At 31.8% G+C, this 12,084-nt stretch carries 12 protein-coding genes; 3 read left to right on the forward strand and 9 right to left on the reverse strand.

The window, feature by feature from the left end; all coding sequences use genetic code 11:
• Positions 1-121 precede the first annotated feature (121 nt).
• Positions 122-1,216: a redox-regulated ATPase YchF gene (ychF, locus tag ACQ65T_RS07045; protein WP_430400378.1), complete on the forward strand. Its 1,095-nt coding sequence runs from the start codon at positions 122-124 to the stop codon at positions 1,214-1,216.
• A gap of 102 nt (positions 1,217-1,318) precedes the next feature.
• On the opposite strand, the gene ACQ65T_RS07050 is transcribed toward ychF, so the two are convergent.
• Positions 1,319-2,326, reverse strand: a complete 1,008-nt coding sequence (locus tag ACQ65T_RS07050; RefSeq protein ID WP_430400379.1) for a hypothetical protein — start codon at positions 2,324-2,326, stop codon at positions 1,319-1,321.
• A gap of 164 nt (positions 2,327-2,490) precedes the next feature.
• On the opposite strand from ACQ65T_RS07050, the gene ACQ65T_RS07055 reads away from it, so the two are divergent.
• Together ACQ65T_RS07055 and ACQ65T_RS07060 are read left to right on the forward strand one after the other, a co-directional pair.
• The gene (locus ACQ65T_RS07055; protein WP_430400380.1) at positions 2,491-4,347 is read left to right on the forward strand and encodes a DNA topoisomerase IV subunit B; all 1,857 of its coding nucleotides are present in this window, start codon (positions 2,491-2,493) and stop codon (positions 4,345-4,347) included.
• 73 nt (positions 4,348-4,420) lie between these two features.
• The gene (locus ACQ65T_RS07060) at positions 4,421-7,117 is read left to right on the forward strand and encodes a DNA gyrase/topoisomerase IV subunit A (RefSeq protein WP_430400381.1); all 2,697 of its coding nucleotides are present in this window, start codon (positions 4,421-4,423) and stop codon (positions 7,115-7,117) included.
• 39 nt (positions 7,118-7,156) lie between these two features.
• Here the strand turns inward: ACQ65T_RS07060 and ACQ65T_RS07065 are convergent, their stop codons facing one another.
• The 8 genes from ACQ65T_RS07065 to ACQ65T_RS07100 all read right to left on the reverse strand — a co-directional run bounded on the left by ACQ65T_RS07065 (position 7,157) and on the right by ACQ65T_RS07100 (position 12,071).
• Positions 7,157-7,930, reverse strand: a complete 774-nt coding sequence (locus tag ACQ65T_RS07065) for a TerC family protein (RefSeq protein ID WP_430400382.1) — start codon at positions 7,928-7,930, stop codon at positions 7,157-7,159.
• A gap of 43 nt (positions 7,931-7,973) precedes the next feature.
• Complete coding sequence (locus ACQ65T_RS07070) at positions 7,974-8,348, reverse strand: DNA topoisomerase IV (RefSeq protein WP_430400383.1); 375 nt, start codon at positions 8,346-8,348, stop codon at positions 7,974-7,976.
• Between the two features lie 3 nt (positions 8,349-8,351).
• A complete protein-coding gene (locus tag ACQ65T_RS07075) occupies positions 8,352-8,927 on the reverse strand; it encodes a DUF1572 family protein (RefSeq protein WP_430400384.1) in 576 nt (191 codons plus the stop codon).
• Entirely contained in the window at positions 8,914-9,141 is a 228-nt protein-coding gene (locus tag ACQ65T_RS07080; RefSeq protein WP_430400385.1) for a DUF6095 family protein, read from the reverse strand. The genes ACQ65T_RS07075 and ACQ65T_RS07080 overlap by 14 nt, the downstream gene beginning before the upstream one ends.
• On the reverse strand, positions 9,141-9,605 hold the full coding sequence (locus ACQ65T_RS07085) for a hypothetical protein (RefSeq protein WP_430400386.1): 465 nt from the start codon (positions 9,603-9,605) through the stop codon (positions 9,141-9,143). Before ACQ65T_RS07085 ends, ACQ65T_RS07080 begins: the two co-directional genes overlap by 1 nt.
• An 11-nt stretch (positions 9,606-9,616) precedes the next feature.
• Entirely contained in the window at positions 9,617-10,429 is an 813-nt protein-coding gene (gene murQ, locus ACQ65T_RS07090; RefSeq protein WP_430400387.1) for an N-acetylmuramic acid 6-phosphate etherase, read from the reverse strand.
• Positions 10,430-10,597: 168 nt separating this feature from the next.
• Entirely contained in the window at positions 10,598-11,206 is a 609-nt protein-coding gene (locus ACQ65T_RS07095; RefSeq protein WP_430400388.1) for a ZIP family metal transporter, read from the reverse strand.
• A 100-nt stretch (positions 11,207-11,306) separates the two neighbouring features.
• Entirely contained in the window at positions 11,307-12,071 is a 765-nt protein-coding gene (locus ACQ65T_RS07100) for an SAM-dependent methyltransferase (RefSeq protein WP_430400389.1), read from the reverse strand.
• Between the last annotated feature and the right edge of the window lie 13 nt (positions 12,072-12,084).

The following is a 12,084-nucleotide window of genomic DNA, read 5'->3' on the forward strand; positions in this document are numbered from 1 at the left end:
AAATTCAATAAATAATCCAATTTTGAATCGTTGTGCTTTAATAACTTTTAAACTATATTTGCACTCTTTTTAGAAATAAATTAACCGTTGGCTTTTTTAAGTTAACTGTAAACTCAATATAATGAAAGCAGGAATTGTAGGATTGCCAAATGTTGGAAAATCAACTTTATTTAATTGTTTGTCAAATGCTAAAGCGCAAAGTGCAAACTTTCCTTTTTGTACAATTGAACCTAATATTGGCGTAGTAAATGTGCCAGATCCAAGAATTAATCGTTTGGAAGAATTGGTAAAACCAGAAAGAGTTCAAATGGCAACTGTTGATATCGTAGATATAGCAGGTTTGGTAAAAGGAGCAAGTAAAGGAGAAGGATTAGGGAATCAATTTCTAGGAAACATTAGAGAGTGTAATGCAATTATTCACGTTTTACGTTGTTTTGATAACGACAATATTGTGCACGTAGATGGAAATGTAAATCCTATTCGCGATAAAGAAACAATCGATATCGAATTGCAATTAAAAGACTTAGAAACAGTTGAAAAACGTTTAGAAAAAACAAAAAAAGCAGCTAAAACCGGAAATAAAGAAGCGCAAGTTGAAACTGCTTTATTAGAAAGAATTAGAACTGCACTTTTAGAAGCAAAATCAGCAAGAACGGTTACGCCACAAAACAACGACGAAGAAGAGTTAATGGCAGGTTTTCAATTAATTACAAATAAACCAGTTTTATATGTATGTAATGTTGATGAAAACTCTGCAGTTTCAGGAAATGCTTACGTAGAACAAGTTCGTGAATTAGTAAAAGACGAAAATGCTGAGGTAATTATTTTATCGGTAGGAGCAGAGGCTGATATTACTGAATTGGAAAGCTACGAAGAAAGACAAGTATTTTTAGAAGACATGGGATTAACAGAGCCAGGTTCGGCAGTGTTAATTCGTGCAGCTTATAAATTATTAAATTTACAAACGTATTTTACGGCAGGAGTTAAAGAAGTAAGAGCTTGGACTATTAATGTTGGAGATACAGCTCCACAAGCTGCTGGAGTTATTCATACCGACTTTGAAAAAGGATTCATTCGTGCAGAAGTAATTGCTTTTGAAGATTATTCAAACTACGGAACTGAAGCAAAAGTAAAAGAAGCAGGAAAACTTCGCGTTGAAGGTAAAGAATATATCGTTAAAGATGGAGATGTAATGCATTTCCGTTTTAACGTATAGATACTATAGCTGTCACACTGAGCTTGTCGAAGTGAAGTGAAATTTTTTAAAAAAAACCTGTAAAGCAATTTACAGGTTTTTTTGTATTTAAATATGAAAACGCTAAAAAGGAGATGGGTGATTGTATTCGTATTTACTCAAAGTCTTCTCAATCATTCCTTTTTCGATTGTGAATATTGAACTTTCAACAGTTCCTAAATATCCAGAGATGTATTTAAGTAAGTAAACTCCAGTTAAGATTTCATCAACAAAAATATTGGAACAATTAAAGGTTTCATTTTCATTGTATACAACATTTAGTTTGATGATTAAGTCTTTAACTAAGTCTTCTCCAAAATTTGGAAAGGCATAAAAATTAAATTCAAATTTATTTTTAAATATAAAAACATTATTTAATTCTCTTGCATAATATTTGATTTCATTCAGGGAATCTAATACTGTTTCTTTTTCTCTTTCACTTAGGAAAGGATAATATTTGTCATTCTTTGTAAAATACGAGATAAAATAAGTGGATTTGTCACTTTTTGTTTCTCGATATATTTTTTTATTTAGGGCGTTGATAACAAAGTATGAGTTGTCTTTTTTGTCAATGATTTTTTTGATTTTTTTTGAATCTATTGAATAAATGTAATTGTATTCGAACTTAAATCTATCATATTGAATTTTATGAGTGTCAATATTTTTAAATGACTTCAAGTTAGAAAGTGCAAAATCAATTAATTTGAGTGCTTCAACTTGACTTCTAATTTCGTCATATGCTGTTAGCATGACGAATTTCGCATCTTCATCTAAAAGTTTTATTTCTTCTGTTTTTTCAGAATCTTTGTGTTTGTATAAATATAGAGGTTTGGAATATGCAATAAAATAGTCTTTTTCATTTCTTTCATCCGAAAACAAATAGTTTAAAATAATTTTTTCAGTATAATCATATTGTTTTGATAGTAGTAAAACTCTTTTAGCTATGAACTCTAATTTTACATATTCTTCATTATTTGTATTTCCGTCATAAAACAAAATTACATTTTCAAATTCTTTTTTAACAGTAATTCGAGGGCTTGAAAAACAAAAAAATTGCGTTAATAACAATAAGCATGTTAAATAATATTTCATTTTTTATTAAATTATTTTCAACCAAATATACTCAAAATTGTTCTTCTTTCCTCATTGTTTTTTTTCTCTTCCTTCATCTTAAAAACTTGTCAATAACTTCTTTACAACTGGCTTTCATTTTTTATGTAATTCCTTTATATTAGCACAAAATCCGAAATCTGTTTATGTTAGAGCAAAATCAATATACCGAAGACAATATACGATCGCTCGATTGGAAAGAGCACATCCGTATGCGTCCCGGAATGTACATTGGAAAGTTAGGAGACGGTTCGTCACCAGATGATGGTATTTATATTCTTCTTAAGGAAGTTATGGATAACTGTATCGATGAATTCGTTATGGGAGCTGGTAAAACTATTGAAGTAACCATAAAAGAAAAAATGGTTACCGTTCGCGATTATGGTCGTGGAATTCCATTAGGTAAAGTGGTCGATGTAGTTTCTAAAATGAATACCGGTGGTAAGTACGACTCTAAAGCCTTCAAAAAATCAGTAGGTTTAAATGGAGTAGGTACAAAAGCCGTAAATGCTCTTTCTAATTTCTTTCGTGTAGAATCGGTTCGTGATAACCAACAAAAAGCAGCCGAATTCTCAGCCGGAAATTTAACGCTTGAAGAAGAAATTACAGAAACCACAAAACGTAAAGGAACAAAAGTTTCTTTCGTTGCCGATGAATTGATTTTTAAAAATTATAAGTTTCGTAACGAGTACATCATTAAAATGCTTAAAAATTATTGTTACCTAAACAGAGGGTTAACAATAATTTATAATGGTGAAAAATACGTTTCAGAAAACGGATTAAAAGATTTATTAGACGAGAATATTGCTCAAGAAGATATGGTGTACCCAATTATTCATCTTGAAGGGGATGATATTGAAGTAGCCATTACACACAGTAAAACACAATATTCAGAAGAGTACCATTCGTTTGTAAACGGACAAAATACGACACAAGGAGGTACGCATTTAAGTGCTTTTCGTGAAGCTATCGTAAAAGCAATTAAAGAATTTTACAATAAAAATTTTGAAGCTTCAGACATTCGTAAATCGATAGTTTCTGCAGTTTCGGTTAAGGTTGAAGAACCGGTTTTCGAATCTCAGACAAAAACCAAATTAGGTTCTACCGATATTGGTCCAGATGGACCAACGGTGCGTACCTTTGTCAATGATTTTATCAAAGTAAAATTAGATAACTTCTTACATAAAAATCCAGAAGTTGCCGATGCATTATTGCGTAAAATTCTTCAAGCTGAACGCGAACGTAAGGAGTTATCTGGCATTCGAAAGTTGGCAAAAGACAGAGCGAAGAAAGCCAATTTGCACAATAAAAAATTACGCGATTGTCGTGTGCATTTAACAGATGCTAAAAATCCAAGAAGTTTAGAGAGTACGCTTTTTATTACCGAGGGAGATTCGGCTTCGGGTTCAATTACTAAAAGTCGTGATGTAAATACACAAGCGGTTTTTAGTTTACGTGGAAAGCCTTTAAATTCGTACGGAATGTCTAAAAAAATTGTGTACGAAAACGAAGAATTCAATTTATTACAAGCGGCGCTTAACATTGAAGAAGACATGGGCGATTTGCGTTACAACAATATTGTAATTGCAACTGATGCCGATGTCGATGGTATGCACATTCGTTTGCTATTAATTACTTTCTTTTTGCAGTTTTTTCCAGAGTTAATCAAAGACGGACATTTGTATATTTTACAAACGCCATTGTTCCGTGTGCGAAATAAAAAGGAAACCATTTATTGTTATAGTGATGAAGAGCGAGTAAACGCTATAGAAAAACTAAAACCAAAACCAGAAATTACCCGATTCAAAGGATTGGGAGAAATTTCACCAGATGAGTTTAAGTTTTTTATTGGCGATGATATTCGATTGGATCCTGTGATGTTAGATAAAGCAACAACTATCGAAAAATTATTGGAATTCTATATGGGTAAAAATACACCAGACAGACAAGAATTTATTATCAATAACTTGAAGGTAGAATTAGATGTAATTGAAAAAGAGTAGTTCACAGCTTACAGTTTTGAGAGTACAATTTTCTGTCAACTTTTAACTGTTAACCGTAAACCAAAAAAAAATAATGAACGAAGACGAAGAAAATATAAACCCAGAAGAGCAAGACGATAATTTAAATGAATCTATTTCAAATGAAGGTTTTGAGGATATAAAAACATCCGGACATAACTTCTATGAAAATGATGAAAACCCAGAAGATACCATTACAAAAGTAACCGGTATGTATAAAGAATGGTTTTTGGATTATGCTTCTTATGTAATTCTAGAAAGAGCAGTTCCGGCAATTGAAGACGGTTTTAAACCGGTGCAACGTCGTATCATGCATTCCATGAAAGAGTTAGACGATGGTCGTTACAATAAAGTAGCTAACATCGTAGGTCACACTATGCAGTATCATCCACACGGAGATGCAAGTATTGGAGATGCTATGGTGCAAATAGGTCAAAAAGACTTAATCATAGACATGCAAGGAAACTGGGGAAATATCCTTACAGGAGATTCTGCAGCTGCTTCTCGTTATATTGAAGCACGTATTTCTAAGTTAGGTCACGATATTTTATATTCTCCAAAAATTACCGATTGGGGAACTTCTTACGATGGTCGTCGTCCAGAACCTATAAATTTACCGGTTAAGTTTCCATTGCTTTTAGCACAAGGAGCTGAAGGTATTGCTGTAGGTTTATCTACCAAAGTTTTGCCACACAATTTCGTAGAGTTAATAGATTCGTCAATTAAAATATTAAAAGGAAAACCGTTTACTTTATATCCCGATTTTCCAACAGCAGGTATTGCAGATGTTTCGAACTATAACGATGGTTTACGTGGCGGACGTGTGCGTGTGCGTGCAAAAATTGCGCAATTAGACAAATCAACTTTAGTCATTACTCAAATTCCTTTTTCTACCAATACGTCAACATTGATTGATAGTATTTTGAAAGCAAATGATAAAGGAAAAATTAAAGTCAAAAAAATTGAAGACAATACAGCTGCTGAGGTTGAAATTTTAATTCATTTGCCTTCTGGTGTTTCGCCAGATAAAACAATTGATGCATTATATGCTTTTACGGCTTGTGAAACTTCGGTTGCGCCTTTAGGTTGTGTTATTGAAAACAATAAACCTTTGTTTATTGGGGTTTCTGATATGTTGAAAATTTCGACCAATAGAACGGTTGATTTACTAAAACGCGAATTAGAAATTCAGTTAGACGAATTAGAAAATAAATGGCATTTCTCTACTTTAGAAAAGATTTTCATTAGAGAAGAAATGTACATCGACTTCAAATTATATTCAGACAGAGAAAGCCTTTATGAATATTTATACAAGAAATTTGAACCGTTTAGAAAGTCATTAGTTCGTGATATTCATGATGATGATTTACAAAAGCTTACTCAAATTCCGATGATCCGTATTACGCGTTTCGATTCTGATAAAGCAGACGATGCTATTGCGAAGTTGGAAGCTGAAATGGAACGGATTAAACACGATTTAGCACACATTATTGATTTTGCAATTGCCTTTTTTACCACTTTAAAAGAAAAGTACGGAAAAGGAAGAGAACGCCAAACCGAATTGAGAAGTTTTGATACGATTGAAGCTACAAAAGTAGCGTTGCGTAATACAAAACTATACATAAATAGAGAAGAAGGTTTCATAGGAACCGGATTGAAAAAAGATGAATACGTTGCCGATTGTTCTGATATTGATGATGTAATTGTTTTCCTTCGTGATGGACGAATGGTCATTACAAAAGTAGACGACAAGAAATTCATTGGTAAAGACATTATTCACGTTGCTATTTTTGATAAAAACGATAAACGTACCATTTATAATGTTATTTATCGCGATGGAAAATCAGGTGCGTCGTTCGTAAAACGTTTCAATGTTTCTGGCGTAACTCGAGATAAAGATTATCATCTAACACAAGAGAAACCAGGTTCACAAATTTTATATTTCTCTTCTAATCCAAATGGAGAAGCTGAGGTAGTTACCATTTTATTGCGACAAGTAGGAAGTGTTAAGAAGTTAAAATGGGATATGGATTTTGCAGAAATCTTAATTAAAGGAAGAGGTTCAAAAGGAAATACGGTTTCTAAATATCCAATCAAGAAAATTGAATTAAAAGAGAAAGGAATCTCTACACTTCGACCACGAAAAATTTGGTTTGATGACACAGTTCAGCGCTTAAATACTGACGGAAGAGGAGAACTTTTGGGAGAGTTTAAACCAAATGATAGATTGTTGATTGTTAATCAATCTGGAAAGTTAAAAACGATAATTCCTGAACTTACAACCCATTTTGATCAAGATATGATTGTGTTAGAAAAATGGAAGCCAAGTAAACCTATTTCTGCTATTTATTTCGATGGTGAAAAAGAGCGTTATTATGTTAAGCGATTCTTAGTTGAGAATGAGAATAAAGAAGAAATTTTTATTACTGAACACGATAAGTCCCAATTGGAAATTGTCTCTACAGATTGGTTGCCAATGGCTGAAGTTATATTTGCTAAAGTGAAAGGAGAGCAAAAAGACACCATTCAAGTGAATTTGGAAGACTTTATAGCTGTAAAAGGTATAAAAGCATTGGGTAACCAATTAACTACTGATAAAGTAAAACAAATTAATTTATTAGAACCTTTACCTTTTGAAGAGCCAAAAGAACCTGAACCAGAAAAGATGGAAGTAACTGATGAACAATCTCTTTCTGATGATATAAAAATTGATTTAGAAGAAGATGGTCAAATAGGTATGAGTTTTGAATAAATAAAAAATCCCGCAATTGCGGGATTTTTTATTTTAAATCTATTTCTTTTTTCTCATTTTCATGTTTAAAAATTCCACAGCAAGTGAAAATGCAATAGCAAAGTACAAATAGCCTTTTGGAACTGCTCCTACGTGTTGCCCAGCAAGTTGAGAATTAGATAAGTGCATACTTTCAGTAATTAACATAAATCCAATTAAGATTAAGAATGCCAATCCTAAAATTTGAATAGAAGGGTTTGCATTTACAAATTTTCCAACAGGAACAGCAAATAACATCATAACTCCAACTGATATAACAACAGCAGTAATCATAATAATTAATGCTCCTTCAACCCCATTTGTCATTCCAACCGCTGTTAAAATACTATCTACAGAAAAGATAATATCTATCATTAATATTTGAATCAAAACACTTCCAAATGATGCCGCAGCACTTTTTGATGCTAATTCTTTTTCTTCCTCATCTGGATGGTCTACTTTTTCGTGAATTTCTTTCGTACTTTTATAAATCAAAAATAAACCTCCTACTAGAAGAATGATTGCTTGTCCGGTAAAGTCGGCGCTAAAAAAGCCCCAATCAATTGAGAAAAAAGGTTCTTTCATGGCAATTAATAAGGTTATTCCAAAAAGTAATGCAATACGCATAAACATAGCTAGGAATAAACCTATTTGTGTTGCTTTTTTTCTTTTCTCTTCAGGAAGTTTTCCTGTTACGATTGATATGAATATAATATTATCAATACCTAAAACAATTTCTAGAAAAGTAAGTGTTAAAAGTGCAATCCATGCATTTGGGTCTAAGAAAATTTCCATTTTTTTAAATTATGAGTTGTTTTTCGTTTTTATTTTATAATAATCAAAGTTTTGTTACAGTTCCTTTTTGTTTATTTGAATCACCAATGTAGTTGTATTCAAAAATATAGGTATTGTTTTTTGTAGTTAAAATTTTCATTGAAACAGATTTTTTCTCTGCCATGTTTTTTGGGTTACTGTTTTTCATGATGTATTCACAATCGTTAATCCATCTTATGTTGAATGTATCAATTACTCCATTATAGGTTTCGATTTGGATAGAATCATTACGTTCAAATGTTGAAGTGTGTTTTACTCCATCAATTGTAATTTCCGATTCAAATTTACCATTTTTAAAATCTCCGCAATTGCGTTCTTGTTCGTAGCAAGAAGTCATTATTAATGGAATGAAAATCAAAAGGTATTTATGTGTAGACATTTTTTATTGTAATTTCTTCAGTTCATCATCAGTAAAATGCTTATTGGTTTTCTCTTTTGAAAACTTATCAGCATTATACTCATTCGATTTGTTTTTTGGAATTGAAAAGCTAGTCCATTCTGTTTTCTTAATCATTTTAGCATAAAAAACAATTTGGCCAATATGATAAGGGTAATGAGCTAACTGTCTATTTATAGCATCTAAAGCAGTTTGACCTTCGTTTCTAATATAAATTATTTGCGAAAGCTGCTCAGGTTTTAACCCGTTAATTGCATTGAAAAAACAATCCCAACCTTTGTTCCAGTTATTAAGAAGCTCTTCTTTGGTCACGATTGGGTTTTCAAATTCAGCATCGCGAGTGCGCCATTCTTTTTCACCGTCAGTAGTTAAAAAATCTGTCCAGCGTGACAACATATTTCCAACCATATGGTTCATAATAGTAGCGATAGAATTAGTATCATCATTTACAGAAATAAATAATTGCTCATCTTCAAGTTGATCTAGAGCTTTTTCTGCAATTGTTTTATAATACAACATTTGCTTTTTTACGCTTATCAAATAGATATTACTTGTTTCCATCAAATAAACTTTTCATTATTAAATTTATTCCTCTAAACATGCAAAAAATAGCTGCAGCACAGAATAAAATCCCTAATCCTAAAATAAATGGATATAAAGGATTTTCTTTGTTTTTAAACGAACTGTTTATTACAACAGGGCCAATGAATAAGAGCGGTAAAGCTCCTGATAAAAATTGGACTCCTTTAAGTAGTATTTTTTTATTGGTCGGCATTAAAATCTAATGTTTAAACCAATTCCGTTTTGATTAGTTATAAAGTTCATGTTGAAATTATAACCTAATGTTTTTGCTTTAGGCTCTAATCCGTTGTTGTACATTTCAATACTTTCTGTTCTCATTTTATTTTTACCAGACATAATTGGAATTGAAACAGCAACAAGCCCAATACCTGTGTAAGTTAAAACCGAAGGATAAGTCTCGTCAGAAACTGCACCTTTAACTGCATCGGCAACACATAAAGCAATACCACTGCCTATTAAAACGCCACCCCAAGTTTCTTTTCTTTTGGCTTTGTTAAATAAGTTTAAAGCAGCTGGATTTGCAGCTAAAACAGTTTTTATTTCATGTTTGTAAACGTGAATTCCATCTACATAATATTTTTTGTTTTCTGTAGTTATTTCTTGAGAAAAAAGTAAACTTGTAAATAATAATCCAAAAGTTAAAATTAATGTTTTCATAGGTTATAGATTTATTGTTTATAATTTAATATTGCATTTCTAACGCTTCCGTATTTTTTTAATAAAATTCCACCAATTTCATAGGTAACCGGAATTTCTTCCATAATCATTTTAATTCCTCGGTCTACCAATTTATCATTGCTTAATTGCATGTCGACCATTTTATTACCTTTTACTTTTCCTAATTGAATCATGGTTGCTGTTGAAAGCATATTTAAAACCAATTTTTGAGCTGTTCCAGCTTTCATTCGGCTACTACCAGTTACAAATTCTGGACCAACGACAACTTCAATTGGAAATTTAGCAACTTTGGATAACGGACTTCCTTCATTACAAGTAATACAACCTGTAGTAATGTTATTTTCGTTGCATTTTTTTAAGCCACCAATAACATAAGGAGTTGTTCCTGATGCTGCAATGCCTACAACAACATCTTTATTGGTAATCAAACACGATTCTAAATCAATCCAAGCTTGCTCAGTATTGTCTTCTGCATTTTCAACAGCTCTTCGAATAGCTTCGTCACCGCCAGCAATTAAACCAATTACCGTGTCAAAAGCAACACCAAATGTAGGTGGACATTCTGAAGCATCTACAACACCTAGCCTTCCTGATGTTCCAGCTCCAATATAAAATAGTCTTCCACCTTGTCTCATTTTGGTTACAATTTCTGTAACTAATTTTTCAATTTGAGGTAATGCTTTTTCAACCGCAAATGGGACCGTTTTATCTTCCTTATTAATGTTTTGTAACAACTCATTGACCGACATTTTTTCTAAATGTTGGTAATTGGAAGCTTGTTCGGTTGTTTTGGTAAAATCCATTTTAGTATTGAGTAACAAAGTAGCTAAGTTACAAAGTTTTTTGATTTAAGTAATGATGATTTATCAATTTTGATTTAATAATACTTTCTTTTGCGTTAGGGTTAGAGGCAAGCACCGTGTGCAGCCGAAAGCCCGACCGAAATGAAATGGAGGAAACGCCCAAGAAATCTATATAAAATAAGCCATTACAATACCTAAAACAATTACGCTAAGTTTTGCCATGTTGAATTTATGCCCTTCACTACTTTCGAAAATAATAGTTGAAGAAATATGGAATAAAATACCAATAACGATTCCAGAAATTTGTGCATAATATTCTTTTAAAAACGGTAAACTTTGAGAAAGAATAGTTCCTAACGGTGTCATGAAAGCAAAAACAATCATGAAAAAGAAAATAGCTTTTTTATTCAACAGAGCATTGCTGAAAAAAGTGGTTAAAATAATAGCAATAGGGAAGTGGTGTATTGCAATTCCGAATGCTAAATGATTATGATTGCTGATTGGCATACCTTCTAAAAGAGCATGTAAACACAAACTAAAAAACAATAACCAAGGAATAGTATCCATTTTGTCATGACCGTGTACGTGTCCGTGTTCAGCTCCTTTTGAGAAATATTCTAGAATAATTTGGAATACAATTCCTATCATAATATAAATGCCTATTGCACTTGAATGATGATGATGGTGCTCTTCTGAATGATGTAAGTCAGCCTCATAAACTTCAGGTAATAAATGCATTACTGTGAGAGACAATAAAAAAGCACCACTAAAAGCCAATAATAACTTTAAATTTTTTTGCTTTTTGGGCGAAAGAAAATTGCAATAACGTAACCTAAAATTACGGACAATAAAGGAAGTATATATATTGAGTTGATCATTATTTGAAAATCATTATTAAACGTTCTGATTGATTTTTGTAGAATGTTCTTAGCTTATAATCGCCAAAAACATCTAAAAGAAAAATACCTGCTTCTTCCATCATGGCTTCAAAATCATCTAATCGAAGCGCTTGTACTTTTTCGGTAAAATGAAACTTTTCGCCATTATCTTCAAAATCTATTTCTTTAAAAATATGATTGTCTTTTACATATCTTTTAATGTGAAAATCAATTCCTTCTACTGTTTTAATTTCTGAAGGAACCAAATTATCAATTACAAAATCAACATTCATAAAATCAATAACCGCAAAACCATATTCGGTAAGGCTTTCTTTAATTGAAATTAAGGTTTTAAGATTATCTGCATCGTTTTCAAAGTAACCAAAACTGGTAAAAAGGTTAAAAATTGCATCGTATTTTTCTTCGAAAGAATCGCGCATATCGTGCACTTTAAAATGTAAAGTGTCATTTGAATCTTTTGAAGCTTCTTTGATGCTATTTTCAGATAAATCAGAACCGGTTACATCAAAACCAAGTGAATTTAAATAAATAGAATGTCGACCCTTTCCACAAGCTAAATCTAATATTTTAGCTTCTTCAGGTAGGTTTAAATAATGCGTAAGATTGTCCATGAATTGCTGCGCTTCTTCATAGTCTCTATCTTTATATAAAATATGGTAGTAAGAAGTATCAAACCAAGAGGCAAACCAACTATTTGATTGTTGATTGTTAATTTCAGATTGTTGATTGTTGATTGTTGACATTAAGTTACTCTTC

Origin of the sequence: Flavobacterium sp. (assembly GCF_965284515.1) — a bacterium.
Classification (GTDB): Bacteria; Bacteroidota; Bacteroidia; order Flavobacteriales; family Flavobacteriaceae; genus Flavobacterium.

What these genes read in the sequence shown, in the direction of transcription:
- ACQ65T_RS07085 (WP_430400386.1), bottom strand. Translation starts at nt 9,605, where the DNA reads ATGAAAACATTAATTTTAACTTTTGGATTATTATTTACAAGTTTACTT.
- ACQ65T_RS07075 (WP_430400384.1), bottom strand. Translation starts at nt 8,927, where the DNA reads ATGGAAACAAGTAATATCTATTTGATAAGCGTAAAAAAGCAAATGTTG.
- ychF (WP_430400378.1), top strand. Translation starts at nt 122, where the DNA reads ATGAAAGCAGGAATTGTAGGATTGCCAAATGTTGGAAAATCAACTTTA.
- ACQ65T_RS07065 (WP_430400382.1), bottom strand. Translation starts at nt 7,930, where the DNA reads ATGGAAATTTTCTTAGACCCAAATGCATGGATTGCACTTTTAACACTT.
- ACQ65T_RS07100 (WP_430400389.1), bottom strand. Translation starts at nt 12,071, where the DNA reads ATGTCAACAATCAACAATCAACAATCTGAAATTAACAATCAACAATCA.
- ACQ65T_RS07080 (WP_430400385.1), bottom strand. Translation starts at nt 9,141, where the DNA reads ATGCCGACCAATAAAAAAATACTACTTAAAGGAGTCCAATTTTTATCA.
- ACQ65T_RS07055 (WP_430400380.1), top strand. Translation starts at nt 2,491, where the DNA reads ATGTTAGAGCAAAATCAATATACCGAAGACAATATACGATCGCTCGAT.
- murQ (WP_430400387.1), bottom strand. Translation starts at nt 10,429, where the DNA reads ATGGATTTTACCAAAACAACCGAACAAGCTTCCAATTACCAACATTTA.
- ACQ65T_RS07050 (WP_430400379.1), bottom strand. Translation starts at nt 2,326, where the DNA reads ATGAAATATTATTTAACATGCTTATTGTTATTAACGCAATTTTTTTGT.
- ACQ65T_RS07060 (WP_430400381.1), top strand. Translation starts at nt 4,421, where the DNA reads ATGAACGAAGACGAAGAAAATATAAACCCAGAAGAGCAAGACGATAAT.
- ACQ65T_RS07070 (WP_430400383.1), bottom strand. Translation starts at nt 8,348, where the DNA reads ATGTCTACACATAAATACCTTTTGATTTTCATTCCATTAATAATGACT.